The organism is Vogesella sp. EB (assembly GCF_001037925.1).
Taxonomy (GTDB): domain Bacteria; phylum Pseudomonadota; class Gammaproteobacteria; order Burkholderiales; family Chromobacteriaceae; genus Vogesella; species Vogesella indigofera.
Genome location: NZ_LFDT01000003.1, coordinates 48,381 through 75,026 on the forward strand (window position 1 = coordinate 48,381; position 26,646 = coordinate 75,026).

Here is a 26,646-nt window from a genome sequence, read left to right on the forward strand (position 1 = left end):
GCAAGGCATTACGTGATAAAAAAGCGGAATCCGGCGGCTTTGATGCCTTTATGGCCATATAAATCAGATTTTTGATGGGTTGTTGGTGATCGGCAACAGTGGGGTGTGTCGATTTGGTAGGCTGCGTTTTCACGTAGACAAGTCGCCATCGTTTGGTAATATAACTACATCACAACCCACTGTGCGAGAGAACAATCAGGATGGAGAACACAAACCTGCACACCCCGGCATTCGACATGGTGCTGTTCGGGGGTACCGGCGATCTGGTGATGCGCAAACTACTGCCGTCGCTGTACCAGGCGCACGCCGCCGGCCTGCTGCACGATGAGGGCCGCCTGCTGGCGCTGGGCCGCCGCGACATGAGCCGCGACGACTATCTGGCGATGGTGGAAAAGAGCGCGCGCGTCCACATCAAGGAGGGCTTCTCCGATGCCGCCTGGCGCGGCTTCCTCGCACGGGTGGACTACCTGACGGTCGACGCCGCCACGCCGGAGCACTATCCGCGCCTGGCCGCGGCGCTGCAGCAGGGCGGCGAGCGGGTGACGGTGTGCTACCTCGCCACTGCGCCGGACCTGTTCGAGGGCATCTGCGACAATCTCGCCGCCGTCGGCCTCAACCACGACCGCGTGCGCGTGGTACTGGAGAAGCCGCTCGGCCACGACCTGGAGTCGTCGCACGAGATCAACGAAGCGGTGGCGCGCCACTTCAGGGAAGAGCAGCTGTACCGTATCGACCACTACCTGGGCAAGGAATCGGTACAGAACCTGCTGTCGATCCGCTTCGCCAACGCGCTGTTCGAGCCGCTGTGGCGCCGCGAGTGGATTCACGACGTGCAGATCACCATCGCCGAAGACCTCGGCGTCGGCACCCGCGGCGACTTCTACGACAACACCGGCGCGCTGCGCGACATGGTGCAGAACCACCTGCTGCAGCTGTTGTGCATCGTGGCGATGGAGCCGCCGGCCAACCTCGGCGCCGACGCGGTGCGCGACGAGAAGCTGAAGGTGCTGAAGGCGCTGCGTCCGTTCAGCGAACAGGACGTCGCCAACAAGACGGTGCGCGCGCAGTACAAGGCCGGCGCCGTCGGCGGCCAGCCGGTGGTCGGCTACCTGCAGGAGCAGGGCATCCCCGCCGCCAGCCACACCGAGACCTTCGTCGCCATCAAGGCCGAGATCGACAACTGGCGCTGGGCCGGCGTGCCCTTCTTCCTGCGCACCGGCAAGCGGATGCAGGAACGGGTGGCCGAGATCGTGATCAATTTCCGCGACGTGCCGCACCAGCTGTTCCCCAGCCCGCTGGGGCTGAACACCGCCAACCGGCTGGTGATCCGCCTGCAGCCGGAAGAAAGCATCCGCCTGTACTTCCTGGCCAAGGAGCCGGGCGACACCCAGCGCCTGCAGCCGGTACACCTCAACCTGGATTTCCACGAGTCGTTCAAGGTGCGCCGCGCCGACGCCTACGAGCGCCTGCTGCTGGACGTGATCCGCGGCAAGCTGGCGCTGTTCATGCGCCGCGACGAGCTGGTGGAAGCGTGGCGCTGGGTGGAACCGATCATGGATAACTGGGCGCGCAGCACCACGCCGCCGAAGCAGTACACCGCCGGCAGCTGGGGCCCGGCCGCCTCCAGCGCGCTGCTGAGCCGCGACGGCATCAGCTGGCACGAAGAGTGTTGAACCCAGGCTAGCGGCCGGCCGCAGGCTTGGCCGCCAGCACCGGTCGCGGCAGGGTTTCCTCCGGCGGCCGGGCCAGCGCGGCTGACGCGTCAGCCGTGCCGGCATCCGCTTTCATAGATAACAAGACGTGCGGCAACACAGCCGCGCGCAGGCAACGGAGACACAGAGATGATGTTCCACGCTTTCGAATCGCAAGCGGCGGCGGCCGAGGTGCTCGCCCGCCGCGTCGCCGCCGACCTCGCCGCCGTCATTGGCCGCCGCGGTCACGCGGTGCTGGCGGTGTCCGGCGGCCGCTCGCCGGTGCCGTTCCTGCAGGCGCTGTCCGCCGAGGTACTGGACTGGTCGCGCGTCTGCGTCACCCTGGTCGACGAGCGCGTGGTCGCACCCGGTCACGCCGACAGCAACGCCGCACTGGTGCGCGATCACCTGCTGCAGGGCGGCGCCGCCGACGCGACGTTCCGGCCGCTGGTGAGCACGGCGGCCAACGTTGACGCCGAACTGGCGCAGGCCGCGGCGCAGTGGCAGACCCCGGACGTGGTGGTGCTGGGCATGGGCGACGACGGCCATACCGCGTCGCTGTTCCCCGATGCCGCCAACCTCGCCGCCGGCCTCGATCCGGCCAACCCGGCCGCGCTGCTGGCGGTGGTGCCGCCGGTGGCGCCGCACACCCGCATCAGCATGACGCTGGCCGAGATCCTGCGCAGCGGCAAGCTGTATCTGGCGATTGCCGGCGACAACAAGCGGCGGGTGCTGGAACAGGCCAGCCGCACGCTGAGCGCGGCGCAGCCGGTCAGCCATCTACTGCAACAAACGGAGAACCCGCTTCATGTCTACTGGGCAGCCTAATCCTTTCCCGCGTCTCTTGGCCGACATCGGCGGCACCAATGCCCGCTTCGCGCTGGAAACCGCACCCGGGGTGCTGGAAGACATCGACGTGTTGCCGTGCAAGGACTACCCGACGCTGGTCGACGCCATCCGCAGCTATCTGGAACGTGCCGCCACCCGCGCCGTGCACCACGCCGCCATCGGCATCGCCAATCCGGTTACCGGCGACTACGTGCAGATGACCAACCACCACTGGGCGTTCTCGATCGAGGCCACCCGCCGCGAGCTGGGCTTTGCCACGCTGCTGCTGCTCAATGATTTCACCGCGCTGGCGATGTCGCTGCCCTTCCTGCCCGCCGACGAGCTGGTGCAGGTCGGCGGCGGCGAGCCGCGCCACGGCGCCAAGGCGCTGATCGGCGCCGGCACCGGCCTTGGCGTCTCCGGCCTGCTGCCGCACGGCGGTGGCTGGGTGGCGATCGCCGGCGAGGGCGGCCACGTCGCCTTCGCCCCCGGCAACGAGGAAGAAGTGGCGCTGTGGCGCTACGCGCAGCGCCGTTTCGGCGAGCACGTGTCCGCCGAGCGCTTCCTGTCCGGCCCCGGCCTGGAGCTGATCTTTGATGCGCTGGCGGAGGCCGATGGCGAAGCCGCCGGCCAGCTGCCGGCGGCGGCGATCAGCGAGCGCGGCCTGTCCGGCAGCTGCCCGCGCTGCGCGCAGACACTGGCGCTGTTCTGCGGCATGCTCGGCAACGCCGCGGCCAACCTGGCGGTGACGCTGGGCGCGGTCGGCGGCGTCTACATCGGCGGCGGCATCGTGCCGCGCTTTGGCGAGCTGTTCGCGCAGTCGCCGTTCCGCGCCCGCTTCGAGGCCAAGGGCCGCTTCCGCGACTACACCCGCGCGTTGCCGGTGTACGTGATCCACAGCGCCTACCCGGCGCTGACCGGGGTGCAGGCCGCGCTGCGCGAACATCTGGGAGAACGTGATGCTTGAGAAAATCCGTGCCGAGCTGGATACCCTGTCCGGTGCCGAACGTCGCGTCGCCGAACAGGTGCTGGCGCAGCCGTATACCGTGATGCAGTCGGCGGTGTCGGACATCGCCGCCAGCGCCGGCGTCAGCCAGCCGACGGTGATCCGCTTCTGCCGCAGCATGGGCTTCTCCGGCCTGTCCGACTTCAAGCTCAAGCTGGCCGGCACCCTGGTCGGCGGCGTGCCCTACGTGCACTCCAGCGTGCGCCCGGAAGACCCGGTGTCGGAGATCACCGCCAAGGTGTTCGACAACACCGTCACCGCGCTGTTGAAGTGCCGCAACGAGGTCAACCCGCAGGCGGTGGACGAGGCGGTGGAGCTGCTGGCCCACGCCCGCCGCATCGAGTTCTATGGTCTGGGCAACTCCGGCATCATCGCCGCCGACGCGCAGCACAAGTTCTTCCGCTTCGGCATCCCCACCGTCGCCTACGCCGACAGCCACATCCAGATCATGGCCGCCTCGGTACTGACCCCGGACGACGTGCTGGTCACCATCTCCAGCTCCGGCCGCTCGCGCGAGCTGATGGACGCGGTGGACGTGGCGCTGGAGGGGGGCGCCAAGGTCATCGCCATCACCGTGCCGGACACGCCGCTGGCCGAACGCGCCACGGTGACGCTGGCGGTGGATGCGCCGGAAGACAGCGAAACCTACAGCCCGATGCTGTCGCGCATCCTGCACCTGGTGATCATTGACATTCTGACGGTCGGCGTCGCGCTCAAGCGCGGCCCCGGGCTGGTGACGCAACTGGAAAAAGCCAAACGCAGCCTGCGGCAAAAACGGCTGCGCAGTGAACACGACGACGAATGAGCCGCCCCAAGGTTGGCCGCAACCGGGGCTGAAGCCCCAGACACACCCGGAGACAACATGAGCACGCTGACCCAGCTTCCCGCCTGGCACGCCCTGTGGGACCACTTCAACGACGCCAAAAACCTGCACATGCGCGAGCTGTTCGACAGCGATCCGCAGCGTGCCGAACGCTACTCACTGGAAGTGGGCGGCCTGTTCCTGGACTACTCCAAAAACCGCATCACCGACACCTCGCTGCAGGGGCTGATGGCGCTGGCGCGCGAGGCCGGGCTGCCGGCGCGCATCAAGGCGATGTTCAAGGGCGAGAAGATCAACCGCACCGAGAACCGTGCCGCGCTGCACGTGGCGCTGCGCAACCGTACCAACTCGCCGATCCTGGTCGACGGCGAGGACGTGATGCCGAAGGTGAACTCGGTGCTGGCGCGGATGGGCAAGTTCGCGCACGCGGTGCGTTCCGGTGAGTGGCTGGGCTACACCCACCAGCCGATCACCGACATCGTCAACATCGGCATCGGCGGCTCCGATCTCGGTTCGCTGATGGTCTGTAGCGCGCTGAAGCCATTCGGCCACCCGCGCATGAACATGCACTTCGTCTCCAACGTCGACGGCGCGCAGCTGAAGGAAACGCTGAAAAAGGTGCACCCGGAGACCACGCTGTTCGTGGTCGAATCCAAGACCTTCACCACCCAGGAAACGCTGACCAACGCGCTGACCGCGCGCGACTGGTTCGTGGCGCGCGCGCGCGACGAAAAGGCGGTCGCCAAGCACTTCGTCGCGGTGTCGACCAACAAGAAAGCCGTCGCCGACTTCGGCATCGACCCGGCCAATATGTTCGAGTTCTGGGACTGGGTCGGCGGCCGCTACAGCCTGTGGTCGGCGATCGGGCTGCCCATCATGCTGTACCTGGGCGAGGAGAATTTCACCGAGCTGCTCAACGGCGCCCACATCATGGACCAGCACTTCGCCAATGCGCCGTTCGAGCAGAACATGCCGGTGCTGTTGGCGATGATCGGCATCTGGTACATCAACTACTACGGCGGCGGCAGCCATGTGATCGCGCCATATGATCAATACCTGCACCGCTTGCCGGCCTTCATCCAGCAGCTGGACATGGAGTCCAACGGCAAGCAGACCATGCTCGACGGCAATCCGGTGGACTTCGAGACCGCGCCGATCATCTGGGGCGAGACCGGTATCAACGGCCAGCACGCGTTCTTCCAGCTGCTGCACCAGGGCACCCACATTTCGCCGATCGACCTGATCTGCTCGCTGCAGAACAGCTCCAGCCTGCCCGGCCACCACGAGATCCTGCTCGCCAACGTGTTCGCGCAGGCGGAGGCCTTCATGCGCGGCAAGACCGCGGACGAGGCGCGCGCCGAGCTGGAGGCGCAGGGGCTGAAGGGCGCGGCGCTGGAGGCGCTGGTGCCGCACAAGGTGTTCGCCGGCAATCGTCCGACCAACACCCTGCTGATGGACCGCCTGGATCCGCGCAATCTCGGCTCGCTGATCGCCGCCTACGAGCACAAGATCTTCGTGCAGGGCGTGATCTGGCACATCAACAGCTTCGACCAGTGGGGGGTGGAGCTGGGCAAGCAGCTGGCGAAGACCATCCACGCCGAGCTGGCCGGCAAGCTGAAATCGGCACCGCACGACAGCTCGACCAAGGCGCTGATCGAGCGCTACCGCCGCGCCAACGCGCAGTAAAGCGCCCGCCGTCAGCCGGCGGCAGCCACCCCAACCGGAGCCTCGCGCTCCGGTTTTTTTATGGCCGTCGCGGGCGTGGACGAGGGAAAGCCGCAATGCGGAACTCCCCAATGGTGGGGCGGCCAAGGGCGGCACTAGCATGCTCTTGCCGTCGCGGCCGCCATGCCAGCCTTGCTTCATGACAACGGCCGGCTATGCTGAGCCAAGGTTATGACGTTGGCCGCAAAGGGCCGCGCGCGGCGGCTGGCAAGCCGCAATATTACCAAGCCGCTGTCAGCGCTTTGTAAGGCGGCGCTGCTAGTCTGGACCGCGAGTTGTCTGCGCGGGCCGCCTGCCGGCCCGCCCCTCCGTCTTTGTTTGCAAGGAAATCATCATGCGCGTTTCTACCCGGCTGGCCGTCATCATCCTGGCCAGCTTTATCGGATTGCTGCTGCTGGCCGGGCTGTCGCTGCACAGCATCCGCCAGTCGCTGTACGAGGAAAAACAGGCCTTCATCGTCAACCAGCTGCGCATGGCGGAAGGGGTGCTCGGCCACTACGCCGCCGCGGCGCAGCAGGGGCGGCTGAGCCAGGCCGAGGCGCAGCAGCAGGCGCGGCAGGCGCTGGCGATGCTGACGGTGGACGACGTGTACTACTTCGCCCGCGACAAGGACAACGTGATGCAGGTGCACGTGAAGGCCGACCGCATCGGCAAGGTCGACCTCGGCTCCAAGCTGCCGGACGGACGCACCACGGTCGATGCCTACAACGAGGCACTGCGCACGGCCAAGTACGGCATCACCGAGATCTACACCACGCGCAAGGGCTCGGACCAGCAGGTGCCCAAGCTCAACGGCGTGGTGCGTTTCGAGCCGTGGGGCTGGATGGTGGGCACCGGCATCTTCGTCGACGACATCGCGGCCACCTTCTGGCGCAATGCCTCGCTGCTGCTGGCGCTGGCGGCCGTGGTACTGGTGGTGCTGGCGGCGCTGGCGCTGACCATGTCGCGCCGCATCATCGGCTCGCTCGGAGGCGAGCCGGCCTACGCGGTGGCGGTGGTGGAGGCAATCGCCGCCGGCGACCTCAACCAGGACATCCGCCACAACGGCAAGCCGCACAGCCTGCTGTTCGTGATGGCGGCGATGCAGCAGAAGCTGCGCGAGATGATCGCGCAGATCAGCGACTCCGCCGCGCAGCTGGGCGACACCGCCGCCGCGCTGGGCGAGCAGATGCAGCGGCTGGACACGGTGTCCAGCACCGCCAACGATTCCACCACCGCGGCGGCGGCGGCGATCGAGCAGCTGTCGGTGAGCATCGACCACGTGTCCGACAGTGCACGGCAGACCGAGGTCGATTCGCGCGGCGTGGCACAGCTGGCGCAGCAGGGGCTGGGGGTGGCGCAAGGCGTGGTGTCCAGCATCCGCGGCATTGCCGGCGAGGTCAGCGACGCCTCCGGCCGCGTGCTGTCGCTGAGCGAGCGCACGCGCAGCATCAGCGGCATCGCCGACACCATCCGCGACATCGCCGACCAGACCAACCTGCTGGCGCTGAACGCGGCGATCGAGGCGGCGCGGGCCGGCGAACTGGGGCGCGGCTTCGCGGTGGTGGCCGACGAGGTGCGCAAGCTGGCGGAGCGCACCGCGCAGGCCACCAGCGAGATTTCCAGCATCATTCACAGCGTGGTGCAGGAAACCGCCGGAGTGTCCGGCGCGATGGAACAGATCGCGCCGCTGGTGGAGGACGGCGTGCAGCAGGTGACGCAGCTGGCCGGCGCGCTGGGCCAGATCGACGACAAGGTCGGCGACACGCTGGAGCGCTTCCGCAACGTGGCGCTGGCAATGAGCGAGCAGAGCCAGGCCGGGGTCAGCATCGCCGGTAGCGTGGAGCAGGTGGTGCACGTGGTGGAGGAAACGCAGTCCTCGGTGCGCTTCACCACCAGCGCCTCGGCGCGGCTGCAAACGTTGGCCGCAGACCTGCAGCAGGCGGTGTCGCGCTTCCGCGTGTAGGTGTGAGCGTCCGGCGAGCGCCAGCGCTCACCGGACGTATGACTCAGGAGGCGCTGCTGTCGCGCAGGCACTTCTTCACGAAGCTGTTCTTGGCGGCGCCGGCCAGTTTCTTCTCGGCAGCCTTGCCGTCACACATGGCTTGCGAGTTGCCCGGCTGTTCGCGTTCGCACTTCTTCATGAAACTGTTTTTGGCGGCGCCGGCGAGCTTCTTCTCGGTGGCCATCTTTTCGCAGGCCGGATTGGCGGCCAGCAGCGGGCCGGAAAACAGGGCGAGGGTGAGCAGCAGGATCAGTTGACGCATGGTGTGTCCTTTCGGGAGGGGGGTCGGGGCAAGGCGCCGTCGCGGCAGCTGGCTACACTATGGTTGTTGCCGGTCAAAAATGAAATACCGGTAGTTGCGCTATGCTGGTCATGGCATTGTCACCCGGCGATGCCATCATGAGTGGCCACGGCGAGGACGGACACGGGATGCGACACGGAATGAACTGGAGATGGGGCTGCGGCTGGCTGGCGCTGCTGTGCGGCCTGCCGCTGGCGGCGGTGGCGGCCGGCACGCGCGTGCCGCTGACCATCGTCGCCATGGACCAGGCGTCGCCGCCCTACGTCATCGGCGAGGGCGACCGTTTTGCGCCGCAGCCGGGTCTTGCCGTCGAGCTGGCGCAGCGGGCGGCGAAAGCCTGCGGTGTCGAGCTGCAATTGCTGCGCCAGCCGGGGCTGCGCATGCTGCAGAGCCTGAAAAACGGCAGTGCCGACGCGGCGCTGCTGCTGTCCTACAACGAGGAACGCGCGCAGTTCGCGGTCTATCCGCTGCGCGACGGCCAGCCCGACGGCCGGCAACGCATGAGCACGCTGCGCTACGTGCTGTTCGTGCGCCACGACAGCCTGCTGGCGTGGGACGGCGAGCGGCTGACCCCGCCGCAGGCGGTGGTGGGCAGCAATATCGGCTGGTCGGTGATCAAGGATCTGGAACGCCTGCAGATCAAGGTGGAAACCGCGCTCAATGTCGGCAGCAACTTCAACAAGCTGCAGGCCGGGCGCATCGACGCTTACGCGATCCAGGACCTGCTGGCCGCCGGCTATCTGGCGACGCATCCGAAGCTCGCGGTGCGGGCGCTGCCGCAGCCGCTGGTGAGCAAGGACTACTTCATGCCGTTCAGCCGCCAGTTCGCCGCGCGCCAGCCGCAGCTGGTGCAGTGCATGTGGCAGCAGGTGGCGCGTCAGCGCGATGCGCTGCTGCAGCGGCGCATGGCGATCTATCTCAATCACTGACGCAGCCAGGGTTGGCCGCAAAAAAAGCCGACGCGCGGACGTCGGCTTTTTGTTGTGCCGGCGGGGTTTATCCGGCCAGACGCGCGCGGTGGCGGGTGGCTTGCCGTGCCGTTCGCCTGCCCTGAGGCGCCCGCCGAAGGTGGTGGTGCCTGGTTGATGGTCGGGTGTGACCGCCTGTTGCAGTACTTCGGTTCCGGCACGCGTCACGCCTTTGCCGCGATCACCGGCAGGGCTGTTGGCGAAGCATGGCGGTCAACAGGGTCATTTCGTTCAATACCGGTCAAACCGGATTTCTTACGCTGCAGGCTCTTTCATCCGCGGGGAGCAACCCATGAGCCTGTATCTGTCGATGTCCTTGTTTGCGCTGGCGGCCTCCATTTCTCCGGGGCCGGTGAATCTGCTGGGCCTGGCCCACGGTGTGCAGTACGGTTTTCGTGCCAGCCTGCGGCATGTCACCGGCGCCACCATGGGATTCACCCTGTTACTGCTGTTGATCGGCCTCGGCCTGCACGAGGTGCTGACCCGCTGGCCGTTGGTGACCACCGCCATCAAGTGGGCCGGAGCCGCTTTTCTGCTGTATATGGCCTGGAAGTTGTTCCGCGCGGATGGCGCACTGGGCGACCAGCGTGCCGGGCAGGCACCGTCGTACTGGCAGGGAGCCTTGATGCAATGGCTGAACCCGAAGGCCTGGCTGGCAGCGGTGGCCGGCATGGGGGCCTTTGCCGGTGGTGACAGTCTGCTGGTCTGGCAATTCAGCGCGCTGTACTGGGCGATCTGCTACCTCTCGCTGGCCTGCTGGGCTTATGCCGGCGCCGCGTTGGGGCAATACCTGCACTCTGCCGCCCGTATCCGGCTGCTGAACCGTTTGCTGGCGGTCTTGCTGTTGCTGAGCACGGTTTTGCTGTTCTGATCAGCGCCGGTAATGGCCTGGCGTGACGGCGGTGAGGCGTTTGAACACCCGCTGGAAATGCGCCTGGTCGGCAAAACCGCTGGCGTGTGCGACTTCCGCCAGCGGCTGCCGGTCACGCAGCAGACGTCTTGCATGCTGGATACGGCAGTTGAGCAGATAGGCGTGCGGTGTCATGTGATAGTGCTGGCTGAAGGCACGGATCAGGTAGGACGGTGACAGCGAGGCTGCCGCGCAGATCTGCTGCAGCGTCAAGGATTCGGTCGCGTGGCTGTGGATGAAGTCGGCGGCCCGCGCCAGTTTGTCCGGTGCGCCAGGCCTTGGCGGCTTGCCATGCGACAAGGCGGCCAAGGCCTCGCTGAAGAACTGGACGGCGACGCTTTCCTTCAGCAGGGGTGCGCTATCGGCGGCGGTCAGCACGGCGTGAAAACGGGTAAACGCGGCGTACAGGCGCGGGTCGGTACTGAGCTGACAAGCCAGCGGCTGGAAGTCGCCATGCGGCGACAGCCCCAGCTCGGCCTGCCGTGCCCCCAGCCAGTCCTGGTCCACATACAGCATGCGATACGCCCAGCCGGCGCCGCGAACGGGCGCGCAGGCGTGCACCTCGCCCGGGTTCATCATCAGTACACTGCCGGCGGCGATCTCGTGCCGCTTGTTGCCGTTCAGATAGTGGCTGTGGCCGCCATCAATCACGCCCAGCGAGAACGTCTCGTGCGAGTGTTTTTCATAGCAGACCTGGCGGCCGTCCGCGACGTCGCGGGATTCGATGAAGGGCAGGGCGTCATCACGCCAGAAGCGGGATGCTTGCGGTGGGGCCGGGCGCGCTTGTGCCATCGTTGCGTCACTTCTGTTGAACATTGAACACGAACAGCATAGCTTGCCCCGGTACAGAAACAACAGAACCGTCACAGGGTGGCCGCATCTGTTGTCGTGTTTTGCGGCGCCGGTCTTTCGTCGGCCCGGTGAGGTGGTGCTGGCTCAGCCCGCGCTGGCATCCCTACGCATTGGCCAACAAGGCGGTTGCTGGTCGCGGCGGCCGGTTTCTTCCCAGCGGTCTTGGCTTCGCAAGCGAGGTTGGCGCTGGCGCTGGAAAACAACAAGGCCGGGATGATCCCGGCCTTGTTGTTCATGCGGGCGGCGCAAGCTTGGCCGCAAGCCGCTTAGCCGGCCAGACGCGCGCGGTGGCGTGCGATCTGCGCACGCACCTGGTTCGGTGCGGTGCCGCCCACGTGGTCGCGCTGTGCCAGCGAGCCTTCCGGCGTCAGCACGGTGAACACGTCCGCTTCGATCAGGGTGCTGAATTCGCGCAGCTTTTCCAGGCTCAGATCGGCAATGTCCACGCCCTGCAGCTCGGCGTGGCGTACGGTCAGTGCCACCACTTCGTGGCTGTCGCGGAACGGCATGCCCTTCTTCACCAGATAGTCGGCGAGGTCGGTGGCGGTGGCGAAGCCCTGCAGTACCGCGGCGCGCATCGCGTCTTTCTTCACCGTGATGCCGCGCATCATGTCGGCGTAGATGCGCAGGGTGTCGATCAGGGTGTCCGCGGTGTCGAACAGCGGTTCCTTGTCTTCCTGGTTGTCCTTGTTGTAGGCCAGCGGCTGCGCCTTCATCAGGGTCACCAGCGCGATCAGGTGGCCCACCACGCGGCCGGATTTGCCGCGTACCAGCTCCGGCACGTCCGGGTTTTTCTTCTGCGGCATGATGGAGCTGCCGGTGCAGAAACGGTCGGCGATGTCGATGAAGCCGACGCGCGGGCTCATCCACAGGATCAGCTCTTCGGACAAACGGCTCAGGTGCACCATCACCAGGCTGGCGGCGGCGGTGAATTCGATGGCGAAGTCACGGTCGGACACCGCGTCCAGCGAGTTGTGGCACACGTCGTCGAAGCCCAGCAGCTGAGCGGTGTAGTGGCGGTCGATCGGGAAGGTGGTGCCGGCCAGTGCGGCGGCGCCCAGCGGCAGGCGGTTGACGCGCTTGCGGCAGTCGGTCATGCGCTCGGCGTCGCGGGAGAGCATCTCGACGTAGGCCAGCATGTGGTGGCCGAAGGTTACCGGCTGGGCGACTTGCAAATGGGTGAAGCCCGGCATCACGGTGTCGGCGTTGGCCTCGGCCAGATCCAGCAGGCTGGTCTGCAGCTCGGCGATGAAACCGACGATGGTGTCGATCTGCGCGCGTAGCCACAGGCGGATGTCGGTGGCCACCTGGTCGTTACGCGAGCGGCCGGTGTGCAGGCGCTTGCCGGCGTCGCCGATCTTGTCGGTGAGGCGGCGCTCGACGTTCATGTGCACGTCTTCCAGGTCCACGCTCCACTCGAAGTTGCCGGCGCGGATGTCGGCGATGATGGCGGCCATGCCGTCGCGGATCGCGGCGAGGTCGGCATCGGACAGCACACCGCACTTGTTGAGCATCGCGGCGTGGGCCAGCGAGCCTTCGATGTCGAATTCGGCCAGACGGTTATCAAAGGTGACCGAAGCGGTGTATTTCTTGACCAGCTCGGAGACCGGCTCGGAGAAGCGGCCAGACCAGGCGTGCGTGTCTTGCATGGTGATGATGTCCCGGGTTTGTACGTGGAGGGCGTGTCTGGCCAACGATTATAAGGAAAGCCCGCCATCAGGGCGAGGGCGGGCTGGTTTCAAGCGTTCGATTGCGCGCCTGGAGCGTGTTCACGATCTCGCGCGCTCACGCGAGACAAGGTGAAAACGGCTGAGGAGGCGGCGTTGAGCTGGAGATAAACCAGCATGCCGAAGCCGTTTTCAACGCGGTATCGCCCCATTTAGAGATCAGTCGCAGCAGATCGTGTACCGGTTCTTAGCGTGGCGTGGTGCGCCGCGCCGCCATGCGTTTGCCGGCGTCGCGCAGCTCGTCCTCGCTGATCAGCTGGCCGGCGACCGGGAACAGCCAGTCTTCCTCGCGCTGTGCGTGTTCGCGGTACAGGCGGGTGAAGTCGGCGATGGCGGCGGCGTCCAGTTCTGCCAGCTCGCCGCGACCGAAGGCCTGCAGCTGGTCGTGGATGGCGCACCAGCGCGCGTTCAGGTAGCCGTGCTCGGCCAGCAGCTGCTTGATCTTGGCGGCAGCGTCCGGCTGTCGTGCCACGATCAGCGGGAACAGCTCCTGCTCCTCGTCCTGATGGTGCGCCGGGCCGGCGAGCTCGAAGTAGCGCACGATGCCGGCGATGGTGTTCAGCACGGCGTGGCTGTGGCCGTGGCTGGCGATGTAGCCGGGCAGCGCGTCCAGCTGCTCGCAAAAATGGCGCACCTTGTCGTGACAGGCGTACAGCATGTCCAGCGGTTCGTCGAAGGAAGGCGCGGGGATCGCGCGGGTGAGGGCGTCCAGGCTCAGCATGGCATGCTCCAGAAAACGGTGGGATGGTTTCAGTATGGTGCATGGCGGCGTCGCTGCCCATGATCCGTCTCAAGCGGCGGGCGGGGATTTGCATTACAGTCTCGGCTGATATTTTTTGTTGCAGGCGAGTGATGACTGTCCCGTTCCTGATCCGTGAACTGTGCCGCGACGATGCGGCCAACCTGGCCGCGGCGCTGGCGCTGCACGACGCCGCCCATGCGCTGGAAGTGGCGTGGCTGGATGGCTACCCGTTGCCGCGGCTGTGGCAAAGCGCCGCCGACATCGCCGCCAGCCCGCTGTACATCCTTGCCGGCTACGACGAAGCAATGCAGCTGTGCGCGCTGCTGGCCTGCGGCCGGGCCGACGATGGCAGCCTCGACATCGTGCGCACGCTGGTGGCGCCGGCTCGGCTGGGCGAGGGCTGGGCCGGGCGCCTGCTCACCACCGCGCTGGCCGGCGAAACCGCGGCCACGGTCAGCAGCGCGCAGGCCAACCGCGCGGCGCTGCGCTGCTATCACAAGGCCGGCTTTGTGCGTGTGCGCGACTTCGCCGCTGCGGACGGGCTGGCGCTGACCACGCTGCGCTGGCAGCGCGACGACAGCGAATTGCCGCTGACGTTGGACGCCGATGGCTGGGTCAATGAGGCGCAACAGCTGCCGTCGCCCAACTGCGACAGTTATCCACAGCCGGCGGTGCCGCTGCTGGTTATCCACAATATCAGCCTGCCGCCGTACCGCTACGGCGGCGACGGCGTGGCGCAACTGTTCGGCAATCGCCTCGATCCGGCGGCCGATCCCTACTACGCCACCATCGCCCACCTGCGGGTGTCGGCGCACTTCTTCATCCGCCGCGACGGCAGCCTGCTGCAGTTCGTGTCCACCCGCCAGCGCGCCTGGCACGCCGGGGTGTCGCAGTGGCGCGGCCGCGAGCGCTGCAACGACTTCGCGCTCGGCATCGAGCTGGAAGGCTGCGACTTCGAGCCGTTCTGCCACGCGCAGTACCGCACGCTGGCGGCGCTGGCGCGGCTGCTGCAGCGCGAGTGCGGCATCGAGGCCATTACCGGCCACCAGCACATCGCGCCGGGGCGCAAGACCGATCCGGGTCCGTACTTCGATTGGCCAAGGTTGGCCGCAGCAGTGGGGCGAGCGCTGCCGGAGAACTGAGTCTTTGTCGTGAGGGACGACGGGATCAGAAGTCGCGCCAGGAGGCGGTCTTGCGGCTGAGGCTGCTGCTGGTGCCGGTGCTGATGGCGGGCGGCAGGCTGATGCTGCCGGAGCCGGTGCTGGCGGACCAGCCCCGGAATTGGGTATTGGCGGTGAGATCGGACAGGTTGTCCTCGGTCACCAGCGTGCCGGTGAGGGTGGCGCCGCCCCAGCCGTTCTTGCCGCAGCTGTCGGCGTAGTAGACGAGACCGTAGATCACCACGCCGCCATTCATCTTCGGGCAGCCGGCGCCGCTGTCGAACACCAGGATCGCCGGCTGGCTCGGGCTGCCGATGTTCTGGTGCCAGTTCTGGCCGCCGATGCTCCCGATATTGCTGGCGTCAAAGTAGTAGACGGTGCGCTGATAGCTGGTGCCGGCTTGCTGCGCCGCCAGTTCCGCCGCGGCCTGCGCCTCCGATTCCAGCCGCATCTGCTCCTTGCTGGTGTCCGGAAACACGAAATCCCACGCGCTGCCACTGAAGGCATTGCCCTGAATCTGACCGGTGACCGACAGGTGGCCAGGCTGGTTGGACGCGGCGGAGGCCGAGGTCATGATCGCCACGCCGCTGTCGCCGGCAGTCACCGACGGATTGCCGGTGATGCAGCTTTTTTTCTTGCCGCAGTCGCCGAGGCTGCCTTCGACCACGATCGGCGCGAAGCTGGCCAGGTTCAGCGTCACCGGGGTGGTGGTCGTGGTGGTGAGGGTGCCGAGCTGGACCTTCTGGCGGATGCTGGCACTGGCGTCGCCGCTGGCGGTGGCGCGGATTTCCAGGGTGTTGGGGGTGGCGGCGTTGCGCCACAGCGATACCGCCACGCTGTAGCTGCCGATGCTCTGCGCGCTGACGGCGCTGCCGAACAGGCTGCTGCTGGCCTGCTGGTTGTTGCCGCTGGGGCCGCTGCCGTCGTTGCTCCAGTTGCCGGCGCTGGCCAGTGCCGTGCTGCTGACCGCGCCGGAGGCGAGCCAGGCCAGCGCGTGTTCGACCCCGCCGCGGGCGGCCTCCATCGCCTTGGACTGGCTGACCAGATTGTTGCCGGTGCGGATCTCGAACAGCAGGCCGGCACTGCTCTGGAACACCATCAGGCTGCTGAGGAACAGTACCAGCAAGGTCATCGCCAGCGTCACCACGCCCTGTTGCCGGGGCTGGCGGGTGGCGGGCGAGCAAGTGGTGCGGGCGGTGCAGGTGCGGCTGGGCATGATGGCGACGGCGGGAGGGGCGCTGCGGCAGGCGGCGCGTCAGGATGGCGGGTGTTTGCAGACAGCTGTCGTGCAAACGGCATAGCCGGCCATCGTATATAAATGACAATAAAGTGGCAATATTACCAATACAAAAGGGCAAGCCGTCCGGCTTGCCCTTGTCGTGACGCTTGCGGCCAACCTTGACCGCTGCGCGGTTTACAGCTCGACTTGCGCGCCCATCTCCACCACGCGGTTGGTCGGGATCTGGAAGAAGTCGGTGGCACGCAGCGCGTTGCGGCTCATCCACACGAACAGCGTCTCGCGCCACGGCGACATGCCCTCGCGTTCGGTCTGGATCAGCGTCTCGCGCGACAGGAAGAACGAGGTGTCCATCAGCTCGAAAGTCATGCCCTGTGCCGCGCACAGGTCGAGGATTTGCTGCACGTCCGGGGTCTCCTTGAAGCCGTAGTAGGCCATCACCCGCCAGAAACTGCCGGACAGCTGCAGGACTTCCACCCGCTCGTCTTCCTCGATATACGGCACCTCCTCGGCGCGGATGGTCATCAGTACCACCCGTTCGTGCAGTACCTTGTTGTGCTTCAGGTTGTGCAGCAGCGCGTGCGGCACGCCGTGGGTGGAGTTGGTGAGGAACACCGCGGTGCCCTGTACCCGCTCCGGCGGGTAGGCTTCCATGTTCTCGACAAAGCCGTCCAGCGGGATCGCCATTTCGTTCAGACGCTGCATCAGCAGGTGGCGGCCCTGTTTCCAGGTGGTCATCAGGATGAAGGCGCCGATGCCGATCAGCAGCGGCAGCCAGCCGCCGGCGAAGATCTTCACCACGTTGGCGAGGAACAGCGGCAGGTCGATCACCAGCAGCGCGACCAGCAGCGGTGCCACCACGGCCAGCGGCCAGTGCCAGCCGCGCCAGGCGACGGTGCACACCAGGATGGAGGTGATCACCATGGTGCCGGTGACGGCGATGCCGTAGGCGCCGGCCAGCGCGCTGGAATTCTGGAACATGATCACCACCATGATCACCGCCGCCAGCAGGCCCCAGTTGATCAGCGGGATGTAGATCTGGCCGATCTCGTTGTCGGAGGTGTGGGTGATTTCCATGCGCGGCAGGTAGCCCAGCTGTACCGCCTGGCGCGTCAGCGAGAACACGCCGGAGATCACCGCCTGCGACGCGATCACCGTGGCGCAGGTGGACAGGATCACCAGCGGCAGCAGTGCCCACTGCGGCGCCAGGTGGAAGAACGGGTTGGCGCGCGCCTCCGGGCTGGCAAGGATCTCGGCGCCCTGGCCGAAGTAGTTCAGCAGCAGCGCCGGCAGCACGTAGAAGAACCACGCCAGGCGGATCGGCCTGGCGCCGAAGTGGCCCATGTCGGCGTACAGCGCCTCGGCGCCGGTCAGTGCCAGCACCACCGAACCGAGCGCCAGGAAGCCGATGGCGCCGTGGCTGAACAGGAATTCGATGCCCCACAGCGGATTCAGCGCCGCCAGCACCGCCGGGTTACCGGCAATACCGTGCACGCCGAGCGCGGCCAGCGCCGCGAACCACAGCATCATCACCGGGCCGAACAGCTTGCCGACACTGGCGGTGCCGTGCTTCTGGATCAGGAACAGGCCGGTCAGCACCGCCAGCGCCAGCGGCAGCACGTAGGGCTTGAACGCGGGGGTGATCACCTCCAGCCCTTCCACCGCCGACAGCACCGAGATCGCCGGGGTGATCACCACCTCGCCGTAGAAGAAGCCGCCGCCCATCAGACCGATGGCGGCCAGCATCCAGCCGCGCGGGCCGACACAACGCCGAGCCAGCGCCATCAGCGTCAGGATGCCGCCCTCGCCGCGGTTGTCGGCGCGCAGCACGAAGCTGAGGTATTTCAGCGACACGACCAGGATCAGGCCCCAGACGATCAGCGACAGGATGCCCAGCACGTTGGCCGGCGTCACCGCCAGGCCGAGGTGGGGGCTGAAGCATTCTTTCAGGGTGTAGAGGGGGCTGGTGCCGATGTCCCCGTACACGACCCCCAGCGCCGCCAGCGTGATACCGGCGAGCGCTTGTTTGTTTTGAGCCTGCATGATTTATGTATTTTTTGGTGGGTGGCGCCGCCACGGATGTTGCAGCGCAGTATTGCGAATCTCGGGTGAGCGCGAAGCTTACTCTTGTGCCCCACAATGTGCCATGCGGCGCCCGCTTTTGTAGCGCAATTGTGGCCGCAGTGTAGAGCCGATGCGACAGGTGGCACGATGGAGTGGCTAATTGCCGCCTTCTTCCTCCAGCCAGGCGCAGAAATCGGCGCACAGCGGGTCTTCCGCCAGCGTCAGCGGCAGCACCCAGGAATAACCGCGCGCCTTCACCCGCGGCCCGTCCAGCGGCGCCACCAGCTTGCCGCTGGCGATCAGCGCGTCGGTCACCGGCTGCGCGCTGAGCGCCACCCCCAGGCCGTCGACCGCCGCCTGCAGCGCCAGATAGTAGTGGTCGAAGTGCTGGTGCGCCGCCGCCTGCAGCGCCGGGCTGCCGGCCGCCGCCAGCCAGCGCTCCCACGACACCGGCCGCGTTTCCGAGTGCAGCAGCGTGTGCTGCGCCAGGTCGGCCACCGTCGCCAGCGGCTTGCTCGCCAGCAGCGCCGGGCTGAGCAGCGGCTGTTCGTGTTCGGTCAGGAACAGGTGCGACACGAAACCGTGCCAGTGGTCATGGCCGCGGCGCAGGGCGATGTCGAAATCGGCGTGCTGGTCGTGGATGATGGTGTCCGAGGTCGCCAGCCGCAGCTCGACGCCGGGATGGCGCAACTGGAAGCGCGTCAGCCGCGGCAGCAGCCAGTGCATCGCCAGCGTCGGCGTGGCGTTGATGCGCAGCTGCCGCGTGCGGCCCTGGGTCAGCCGCTCGGTGGCGGTGGCGATGCTGTCGAACGCGGTCTGCAATACCGGCAGGTACTGGCGACCGTTGTCGGTGAGCAGCACGCGCTTGCCGACGCGGTCGAACAGCGGCAGGCCCAGCCATTCTTCCAGCTGCTTGATCTGGCGGCTGATGGCGCCATGGGTCACATGCAGCTGCTCCGCCGCGGCACTGAAACTGCCGCAGCGTGCCGCGGCTTCAAAGGCGCGCAGGGCATTGAGAGGGGGAAGTCGCCGGTTCATGCTTGTGAGCATAGCGCACAAGCGAAGTCGGAAAAACTCGTTTGTCGCCGCCTCCGCTTCCGCACTACGCTACCGGTCATGGAAACACACAACATCCCCACCCGCCGCGAGCTGTTCACCGGCTTTTTCGGCATCGGCATCATCGGCTTCGGCGGCGTGCTGCCGCTGGTGCACCACATGCTGGTGCTGCGCAAAGGCTGGCTGACCGATGCCGAATTCACCGAGCTGCTCGGCCTCGGCCAGATCCTGCCCGGCCCCAACGTGGTCAATCTCAGCGTCGCCGTCGGCGGCCGCTTCCACGGCGCCAGCGGTGCGCTGCTGGCATTCAGTGGCCTGCTGCTGGCGCCGTTCTGCATCGCCATGCTGCTGGTGTCGCTGTACCAGCAGTACCGCGGCCTGCCGGCGCTGCAGCAGGTGCTGGCCGGGCTGGCACCGGCGGCCACCGGCCTGATCTTCGGCATGGGGCTGCGGCTGGCCGCCAGGCTGGAACGCAGCAGCTGGTGCATCGCGCTGGCGGTGGCCACCTTTGTCGCCATCGGCCTGCTGCACTGGCCGCTGCTGCCGCTGCTGCTGGTGATGGTGCCGCTGGCGGTGACGCTGGCCTGGCACCTGCAGAAGGAGCCGACATGAGCGCGATGCTGCTTGCCCTGTTTCTGGTGTTCGGCCAGCTGTCGCTGATGGCGGTCGGCGGTGCCAACGCGGTGGTGCCGGAAATGCTGCGCATGGTGGTCAACGAGCACGGCTGGATGACGGCGGCGGAATTCACCGCGCTGTTCGCCATCGCGCAGTCGGCACCGGGGCCGAACGTGCTGATCGCCAGCCTGGTCGGCTGGCAGATGGCCAGCCTGCCCGGCGCCGCCATCAGCCTGATCGGCATCTGCGGCCCGTCCTCGATCCTCAGCTTCTACGTCGCCAAGCTGTGGCAGCGCTTCCGCGATTACCGGCTGTGCCACGCCATCCAGCGCGGCTTCGCACCGCTGTCGATCGGGCTGGTGCTGGGCGGTGCCTGGCTGCTGGCCGGCATCGCCAACACCGGCTGGAGCGCGTGGCTGCTGTGCGCCGTCAGCGCGCTGATCGCCTGGCGCACCAGCCTGCACCCGCTGTGGCTGCTGGGCGCCGGCGCCGTGACCGGGCTGCTGGGCTGGGTGTAGGCGTCGGCGCGGATCGCGCATGGCATAATCGGCGGCATTCCCTTGCCGCCGGTACGCACCATGACCGTTTCTGCCTTCGCCGCTGATATACCCTCCACCGAAGATCTGCTCGGCTTTACGCCGCACGCGCAAAGGTTGGCCGCAACTATTCTGCAAGGTCTGCCCGAGGGGCAAAGCTTCGTCATCGGCATCGAAGGCGAGTGGGGCGAGGGCAAGTCCAGCTTTATCCATTTCCTCAAGCAGGCATTCCCTCAAGGCGAGACTGATCCGTTGCGGCCAACCCTGGTCGAGTTCAACCCGTGGTGGTTTGAAGGTTCGGATCAGCTGCTAAGGCATTTCTTTGATGAATTGCTGGGGCAGGTGGATTGGTCGCATCGCTTGCGCGATTCTGTACGAACAAAGCTAAATTCTCTGGGCCGCGCAGGAGTTCGAATTGGCAAAGCCTTACAGGCATGTTCTATCGGCTGTGTTGAACCCGCGACAATTGCCGCTGTTGCAGCCTTCGGCAAGTCGATCGAGACAGGGGCTGGAGTGATGCATTCCAGCGGCCAGCCTAAGTCATTTCATCGCTTGCGAGGTGATGCTGCCAACGCACTGAAAACGCTCCAATTCAAAACCATCGTTTTTATCGACGATCTCGATCGGCTGCCTGCAAGTGAAATCTGCGAGCTGTTCCGCGTGATCAAGGCGGTCGCCGATCTGCCCAATATCGTTTACGTCATCGCCTATGACCGTGCCATCGTTGCATCGGCTCTGGATGAGGTACACAAGGGGCGGGGTGAGGCCTATCTGGAAAAAATCATTCAGCTGCCGTACCGGCTACCCACACCTAAACACAGTGACCGGCTTCGCTATCACACGAAGCTGTTGGGGTGCTCGCCATTGCTGAAAGGCATAGTGTGCAGTGATGACTTGGAAGTAAAACTGGCCCTGAGTTTTGTCACGGATGCTTTTTTGCCGAAGCCACGAGATGTCAAACGGTTGCTTGCCAGCCTGCTCACGAGTCGCAACGTTCCGCTGGAAATCCGGATGGACCCGCTGGATTTTGTGTTTCTGGAAGCGTTGCGCTTGAAAGATCGTAACCTTTGGCAACAGCTTGTTGAGGGGTGGTTGGATTGTTCGTCTTACGCTTTACTCGATGGCTTGCAAGGCCGGCAACGTGAATCAGGACGGCAGACGTGGCTGCAATCTAGATTCTTGGGGTTCGATAAAAAACCTGTTGTTGTGCAGCGTGCTTTAGCTTTTTTTACCAGCTGGCCATTGGTAGCAAAGCTGGATGTTGCTCCCAGGGTTTCTACGCCGCAGCGATTGGCACAACTGGAAGCGCTGTTTGTTTCCGGAATGCCCGTTTCTGATGAGCAACAAGCTTTGATGGGCATGGCTAATGGCTATCTGCAGCAGACGTTGGCCGACAAGGTATTCGATAACGCGCAATTGGACCGATTTATCCGGACAGAAACCTCCTCTATGCTGCAAAAGGGATTGCCTGACGACGGGAGAATTGGGCTGTTCCTGTATGAAGTAAAGGGTCATCTGCAGCATGGCGCTTGGTCAGACGTGTCACGTGCGCACTTGATGGCGGTAGCCCGCTTTATTGAAGAGGAGCTGGATAGGACCACTAGAATGAGTCCCATGATTCACTACTTGGCAGATGCGCTGGCACTAGTCAATGCATCAGGAGTCAGTGCATTCAGTGTGCAGGACATCCAGCAGGAGTGGTTGAGGCGAGACTCGGCGCCGAGCGTGGTTTCGTGTCTGGCGTTTATCAAAGAGTCAGCTTTTACCAGTCTGCAATCCGATGTCGCCAAATATTATTTGGGTTGCCGTTTGCACGAGCTATTACGCGACCCACAGCGTTTACTCATTTTGCTGGAAATGTCCAAGCATGCAGAGCTGCATGGAGCATGGCTGGATAGCCTGGAAGACTATTCAGAACTGACTGAAAAAGATACCGAGTTACTTTCTGCGATGTTCCGTTCAGAGACCGGGCGAAAAGCGTTGGCTTCCAGTAGTTGGCTATACCGGTCTGAACGGTTCTGTGGGCTGGTGCGTGCATTGCGCAAGGCGTATACGGATCTGCCGTTTGAGGATGGGACTCAACTCTTCCTGGACCGGGTCACTCAATTAAGCTGAGACCGCGCATGGTGACATCCCCGCGCGCCGCTGCGGCCAACCTTTCCGCCATCCGCCCTAAGCGGCTACAATCAGCGCTATTTCGCAGAAATCTCAAGGATAACCAACACCATGCGCGCCTCGCAGTTTTTCATCTCCACCCAGAAAGAAGCCCCCGCCGACGCGGATATCGTGAGCCAGAAGCTGATGCTGCGTGCCGGCTTCATCCGCAAGGTCGCCGCTGGTGTCTACTCGTGGATGCCGATGGGCCTGCGTTCGCTGAAAAAAGTCGAGAACATCGTGCGCGAGGAAATGAACCGCGCCGGCGCCATCGAGATGGTGATGCCAGTCGTCCAGCCGGCCGGCCTGTGGCAGGAAACCGACCGCTTCGACACCATGGGTGCCGAGCTGTTGCGCTTCAAGGACCGCCACGACCGTGATTTCGTGATCCAGCCGACCTCGGAAGAAGTGGTCACCGACATCGCCCGCGCCGAGCTGCGCAGCTACCGCGCGCTGCCGAAGAACTTCTACCAGATCCAGACCAAATTCCGCGACGAGCGTCGTCCGCGCTTCGGCGTGATGCGTGGCCGCGAGTTCACCATGAAGGATGCCTACTCCTTCGACCGTAGTGCCGAAGATGCCGGCAAGAGCTACGACAACATGTTCGCCGCCTACTGCCGCATCTTCGACCGCCTGGGCCTGACCTATCGCGCGGTGGCGGCCGATACCGGCGCCATCGGCGGCGACCGCTCGCACGAATTCCAGGTGATCGCCGAAACCGGCGAAGACGCCATCGTCTACTGCCCGACCTCCGACTACGCCGCCAACATCGAGCTGGCGGAAGCGGTGGCCTCGGCCGGCGAGCGCCCGGCCGCTGCGGCCAAGCTTGAGAAGGTGCACACCCCGAAGGTGAAAACCATCGCCGAGCTGGTGGATTTCCTGAAGGTCGACATCACCGCAACCGTGAAGGCGATCGTGGTGGAAGGCGAAAAGGGCGAGGCGGTGCTGATGCTGGTACGCGGCGACCACGAGCTGAACGAGGTAAAGGCCGAGAAGATCGCCGGCATCAAGAAGCCGCTGACCTTTGCCGCGCCGGCCGTGATCAAGGATGCCTTCGGCGCCAATCCCGGCTCGCTGGGCCCGGTGGGCTTTAACGGCCGCGTGATCGCCGACCGTACCGTGGCCAAGATGGCCGATTTCGTCATCGGCGCCAACGAGGACGACCAGCACTATACCGGCGCCAACTTCGGCCGCGACTGCGCCGAGCCGGAGGTTGCCGACCTGCGCAACGTGGTGGTCGGCGACGTGTCGCCGTGTGGCAACGGCGTGCTCGACATCCAGCGCGGTATCGAGGTTGGCCACGTGTTCTACCTCGGCACCAAGTATTCCAAGGCGATGAACGCCACCTTCCTTGACGAAGACGGCAAGCCGAAGCACTTCGAGATGGGCTGCTACGGCATCGGCGTGAGCCGTATCCTCGGCGCCGCCATCGAGCAGAACTACGACGACAAGGGCATGATCTGGCCGGACGCGATCGCGCCGTTCAGCGTGGTGATCTGCCCGGTCGGCTACGACCGCTCCGAAGGCGTGAAAGCCGCCGCCGACCAGCTGTATGCTGATTTGCAAGACAAGGGTGTGGACGTGATCATCGACGACCGCGGCGAGCGCCCGGGCGCGATGTTTGCCGACTGGGAGCTGATCGGCGCACCGCACCGCGTCACCATCGGCGACCGCGGCCTGAAGGAAGGCAAGGTCGAGTACCAGCATCGTCGCGATGCCGAATCCACGCCTGTGGCGCCGGACGCGGTGCTGGCACACGTGCTGGCACAGCTGGCGCGCTAAGCCATGCGCCGCTGGCGGTTTGCGCTGCTGCTGTTCACGCTGGCCGCCGTGCCAGCGTGGGCGGGGGCGCAGCGCGAAGAGACGCTGGCGGCCAACGTGGCGTCGGCGATGTCGCGCAGCATTGCCGACATCAACGCGCCACGGCTGGTGTTTGACAACCCGCACGAGGGTGCGGCGTGGCTGGCGGAGATGTCGCGCCGCCTCAGCCGCCGCCTCCCGGACCAGTGGCTGCGCGAGCGGCTGCTGACCGCGGTGCAGTACGAGGCCACCCGCGCCGGACTCGACCCGCAGCTGGTGCTGGGGCTGATCCAGGTGGAGAGCGGCTTCAACAAGTACGCGATCTCGCCGGTCGGCGCGCGCGGCCTGATGCAGGTGATGCCGTTCTGGGTGCGCAGCATCGGCGCCAGCGAGCACAACCTGTTCGAGCTGACGCTGAACCTGCGCTACGGCTGCACCATCCTGCGCCATTATCTCGATATCGAGCGCGGCAACCTGTTCCGCGCGCTGGGGCGCTATAACGGCAGCCTCGGCCGTGCCGAATACCCCAATCTGGTGGTCGGCGCCTGGCGCAGCCACTGGCAGTGGACACCGCCGGCCAGCCTGCAGCAAACCGCCGGCCACTGAGCCGGCCGCGCTTGTCGCGCCCGACGCCACTCCGGCGCCATGCTTCCGGCCGCAAACCCGTGCTTGCGGCCAACCTTTTTTATACGGACACCGCGATGAGCCTGATCCCCGAAATCAAACCGCAGCAGTCGATCGAACTGCTGAAAGAACTGCACATCCTGACCCGCGACGGCAAGATCAACCAGGACACCCGCCGCAAGCTGAAGCAGGTCTATCACCTGTACCAGTTCATCGAGCCGCTGATGGCCGACGTGCTGGCGGAAAAGGGCAGCCTGACACTGGCCGACCACGGCGCCGGCAAGTCCTACCTCGGCTTCATCCTGTATGACCTGTTCCTGAAGGACAAGGCGGCAGCGCACGTCTACGGCGTGGAAACGCGCCAGGAGCTGGTGGATAAATCCGTCGAGCTGGCGCAGCGGCTGGGTTTCGAGGGCATGAGCTTCCTCAACCTGACGGTGGAGCAGTCGATCACCTCCGACGCGCTGCCGGCGCAGGTGGACATCATCACCGCGCTGCACGCCTGCAACACCGCCACCGACGACGCCATCCGCTTCGCGCTGGCCAAGGACGCCAAGTACATCGTGCTGGTGCCATGCTGCCAGGCCGAGGTCGCCGCCGTGCTGCGGCAGAAGAAGAACGAGACCTTCGGCAAGACCGCGCTGTCCGAGCTGTGGCGCCACCCGATCCACACCCGCGAATTCGGCAGCCAGCTAACCAACGTGCTGCGCTGCCTGCAGCTGGAGGCGCGCGGCTACCAGGTCACCGTCACCGAGCTGGTGGGCTGGGAACACTCGATGAAGAACGAGCTGATCATCGCCAAGAAGGTCGGCGGCGCGAAAAAGAGCGCCCGCGAACGCCAGGAAAGCATCCTGCGCGAGCTGAACCTGGAAGAGCTGCGCCAGCGCTTCGCCTACTAAGCCCCACCCGATGACCCGCCTATGACCCGCCGCCTCGACGCCAGCCTGCTGGCCGACCTGTGGTTCTTCCACGCGGTGGCGGCATGTGGCGGCTTTCGCCGCGCCGCCGAACAGCTGGCGGTGACCCAGGGCGCGGTCAGCCAGCGCGTGCAGCGGCTGGAAGCGCGGCTGCAGCTGACCCTGCTGCAACGCGGCGGCCGCAGCCTGCAACTCACCCCGGCCGGGCAGCAGCTGTTTGCCGCCTGTGACAGTGGCTTCGATACCGTGGCCACCACCTTGGCCGCACTGCAGCGCGAGGCGGCGCCGGCCAGCGTGCGGCTGTCGGCGCCGCCATCGCTGGCGCTGGAATGGCTGCTGCCGCGACTGGGGCGTTTCGCCCGCCTGCAGCCGGAAATCAGTGTCGATCTGCTGGCCGATAACCAGCCCTACAGCCCGGCGGCGCTACGCCAGGCCGGCATCGACCTGGCGCTGCGCTACCTGCCGCAGGCGCCGCAGGATGCCGCCTTCGTGCTGCCGGAGTACGGCTTTCCGGTGGCCGCCCCCGCTTTCGACCTCGCCGGCCACAGCGGCCGCCTGCTGCACGACGACGCGCCGTGGAGCACGCCAGCGCCGGCCGGCAGCGAGTGGGCGCTGTGGCTGGCTGCCCACGGCCGCCCGCCAGGCTGCGATGTCGGCGAGCGCCACTTCAATCAGGCGCAGCTGGCCTACCGCAGTGCGCAGGCCGGCGACGGCGTGGCGCTGGGCCGCCAGCTGCTGGTGGCGCGCTACCTGCAGGATGGCAGCCTGTGCCGGCTGGACGAGCAAGCGCCGCTGCTGCTGGGTTACTACGCGCTGTACCCGGTAAGTGGTAGCGAGGCGGCGCAGACGCTGGCGGACTGGCTGTGCGGGGAGATGCAGCGGCAGTGAAGCTGGCGCGCCGAGTCGTTGTGTAATGAGGTGTGAGC

The 26,646-nt window shown here is 65.9% G+C and carries 23 protein-coding genes; 16 read left to right on the forward strand and 7 right to left on the reverse strand.

What is annotated here, in order from left to right:
* Positions 1–200 precede the first annotated feature (200 nt).
* From zwf to ACG97_RS03090, 6 genes are all read left to right on the forward strand, one after another.
* Positions 201–1,673, forward strand: coding sequence for a glucose-6-phosphate dehydrogenase (gene zwf, locus ACG97_RS03065; protein WP_047965861.1), 1,473 nt, complete (start codon positions 201–203; stop codon positions 1,671–1,673).
* Between the two features lie 168 nt (positions 1,674–1,841).
* Positions 1,842–2,519: a 6-phosphogluconolactonase gene (gene pgl / locus ACG97_RS03070; protein ID WP_047965862.1), complete on the forward strand. Its 678-nt coding sequence runs from the start codon at positions 1,842–1,844 to the stop codon at positions 2,517–2,519.
* Complete coding sequence (locus tag ACG97_RS03075; protein WP_047965863.1) at positions 2,500–3,486, forward strand: glucokinase; 987 nt, start codon at positions 2,500–2,502, stop codon at positions 3,484–3,486. The genes pgl and ACG97_RS03075 overlap by 20 nt, the downstream gene beginning before the upstream one ends.
* On the forward strand, positions 3,479–4,330 hold the full coding sequence (hexR, locus tag ACG97_RS03080) for a transcriptional regulator HexR (RefSeq protein WP_047965864.1): 852 nt from the start codon (positions 3,479–3,481) through the stop codon (positions 4,328–4,330). The genes ACG97_RS03075 and hexR overlap by 8 nt, the downstream gene beginning before the upstream one ends.
* Before the next feature lie 57 nt (positions 4,331–4,387).
* Complete coding sequence (gene pgi / locus ACG97_RS03085) at positions 4,388–6,034, forward strand: glucose-6-phosphate isomerase (RefSeq protein ID WP_047965865.1); 1,647 nt, start codon at positions 4,388–4,390, stop codon at positions 6,032–6,034.
* 373 nt (positions 6,035–6,407) lie between these two features.
* The gene (locus ACG97_RS03090) at positions 6,408–8,018 is read left to right on the forward strand and encodes a methyl-accepting chemotaxis protein (RefSeq protein ID WP_047965866.1); all 1,611 of its coding nucleotides are present in this window, start codon (positions 6,408–6,410) and stop codon (positions 8,016–8,018) included.
* A gap of 43 nt (positions 8,019–8,061) precedes the next feature.
* Here ACG97_RS03090 and ACG97_RS03095 read toward each other — a convergent pair whose 3' ends face one another.
* On the reverse strand, positions 8,062–8,319 hold the full coding sequence (locus ACG97_RS03095) for a hypothetical protein (RefSeq protein ID WP_047965867.1): 258 nt from the start codon (positions 8,317–8,319) through the stop codon (positions 8,062–8,064).
* A gap of 179 nt (positions 8,320–8,498) precedes the next feature.
* Here ACG97_RS03095 and ACG97_RS03100 point away from each other — a divergent pair, with 179 nt between their 5' ends.
* Entirely contained in the window at positions 8,499–9,287 is a 789-nt protein-coding gene (locus tag ACG97_RS03100; protein ID WP_047965868.1) for an ABC transporter substrate-binding protein, read from the forward strand.
* A gap of 331 nt (positions 9,288–9,618) precedes the next feature.
* Positions 9,619–10,197 carry a LysE family translocator gene (locus ACG97_RS03105; RefSeq protein ID WP_047965869.1) on the forward strand — a complete coding sequence of 193 codons (579 nt, stop codon included), beginning with the start codon at positions 9,619–9,621 and terminating at the stop codon, positions 10,195–10,197.
* Here ACG97_RS03105 and ACG97_RS03110 read toward each other — a convergent pair whose 3' ends face one another.
* The 3 genes from ACG97_RS03110 to ACG97_RS03120 form a co-directional block, all read right to left on the reverse strand.
* Positions 10,198–11,028, reverse strand: a complete 831-nt coding sequence (locus ACG97_RS03110) for an AraC family transcriptional regulator (protein WP_047965870.1) — start codon at positions 11,026–11,028, stop codon at positions 10,198–10,200.
* Between the two features lie 326 nt (positions 11,029–11,354).
* Complete coding sequence (gene argH / locus ACG97_RS03115) at positions 11,355–12,737, reverse strand: argininosuccinate lyase (RefSeq protein WP_047965961.1); 1,383 nt, start codon at positions 12,735–12,737, stop codon at positions 11,355–11,357.
* Positions 12,738–13,002: 265 nt separating this feature from the next.
* Positions 13,003–13,536 (reverse strand): hemerythrin domain-containing protein, encoded by a 534-nt coding sequence (locus tag ACG97_RS03120; protein ID WP_047965871.1) that lies wholly within the window; start codon positions 13,534–13,536, stop codon positions 13,003–13,005.
* 611 nt (positions 13,537–14,147) lie between these two features.
* Here ACG97_RS03120 and ampD point away from each other — a divergent pair.
* Entirely contained in the window at positions 14,148–14,699 is a 552-nt protein-coding gene (gene ampD, locus ACG97_RS17965; RefSeq protein WP_238377244.1) for a 1,6-anhydro-N-acetylmuramyl-L-alanine amidase AmpD, read from the forward strand.
* 25 nt (positions 14,700–14,724) lie between these two features.
* Here the strand turns inward: ampD and ACG97_RS03130 are convergent, their stop codons facing one another.
* The 3 genes from ACG97_RS03130 to gcvA form a co-directional block, all read right to left on the reverse strand.
* Complete coding sequence (locus tag ACG97_RS03130) at positions 14,725–15,933, reverse strand: hypothetical protein (RefSeq protein WP_156167906.1); 1,209 nt, start codon at positions 15,931–15,933, stop codon at positions 14,725–14,727.
* 198 nt (positions 15,934–16,131) lie between these two features.
* Entirely contained in the window at positions 16,132–17,997 is a 1,866-nt protein-coding gene (gene kup, locus ACG97_RS03135; protein ID WP_047965874.1) for a low affinity potassium transporter Kup, read from the reverse strand.
* A 177-nt stretch (positions 17,998–18,174) separates the two neighbouring features.
* Positions 18,175–19,056: a transcriptional regulator GcvA gene (gcvA, locus tag ACG97_RS03140; protein WP_047965875.1), complete on the reverse strand. Its 882-nt coding sequence runs from the start codon at positions 19,054–19,056 to the stop codon at positions 18,175–18,177.
* Positions 19,057–19,134: 78 nt separating this feature from the next.
* Between gcvA and ACG97_RS03145 the strand changes: the two genes are divergently transcribed.
* The 7 genes from ACG97_RS03145 (at position 19,135) to ACG97_RS03175 (ending at position 26,608) form a co-directional block, all read left to right on the forward strand.
* Positions 19,135–19,686 (forward strand): chromate transporter, encoded by a 552-nt coding sequence (locus ACG97_RS03145; protein WP_047965876.1) that lies wholly within the window; start codon positions 19,135–19,137, stop codon positions 19,684–19,686.
* Positions 19,683–20,207 carry a chromate transporter gene (locus ACG97_RS03150; protein WP_047965877.1) on the forward strand — a complete coding sequence of 175 codons (525 nt, stop codon included), beginning with the start codon at positions 19,683–19,685 and terminating at the stop codon, positions 20,205–20,207. The genes ACG97_RS03145 and ACG97_RS03150 overlap by 4 nt, the downstream gene beginning before the upstream one ends.
* A 60-nt stretch (positions 20,208–20,267) precedes the next feature.
* Positions 20,268–22,340 carry a P-loop NTPase fold protein gene (locus ACG97_RS03155; protein ID WP_047965878.1) on the forward strand — a complete coding sequence of 691 codons (2,073 nt, stop codon included), beginning with the start codon at positions 20,268–20,270 and terminating at the stop codon, positions 22,338–22,340.
* A gap of 111 nt (positions 22,341–22,451) precedes the next feature.
* On the forward strand, positions 22,452–24,161 hold the full coding sequence (locus tag ACG97_RS03160; RefSeq protein ID WP_047965879.1) for a proline--tRNA ligase: 1,710 nt from the start codon (positions 22,452–22,454) through the stop codon (positions 24,159–24,161).
* Positions 24,162–24,164: 3 nt separating this feature from the next.
* Positions 24,165–24,785 carry a lytic transglycosylase domain-containing protein gene (locus ACG97_RS03165; RefSeq protein WP_047965880.1) on the forward strand — a complete coding sequence of 207 codons (621 nt, stop codon included), beginning with the start codon at positions 24,165–24,167 and terminating at the stop codon, positions 24,783–24,785.
* Positions 24,786–24,880: 95 nt separating this feature from the next.
* The gene (locus tag ACG97_RS03170; RefSeq protein WP_047965881.1) at positions 24,881–25,702 is read left to right on the forward strand and encodes an SAM-dependent methyltransferase; all 822 of its coding nucleotides are present in this window, start codon (positions 24,881–24,883) and stop codon (positions 25,700–25,702) included.
* Between the two features lie 21 nt (positions 25,703–25,723).
* Positions 25,724–26,608, forward strand: a complete 885-nt coding sequence (locus ACG97_RS03175) for a LysR family transcriptional regulator (protein WP_047965882.1) — start codon at positions 25,724–25,726, stop codon at positions 26,606–26,608.
* Positions 26,609–26,646: the final 38 nt, after the last annotated feature.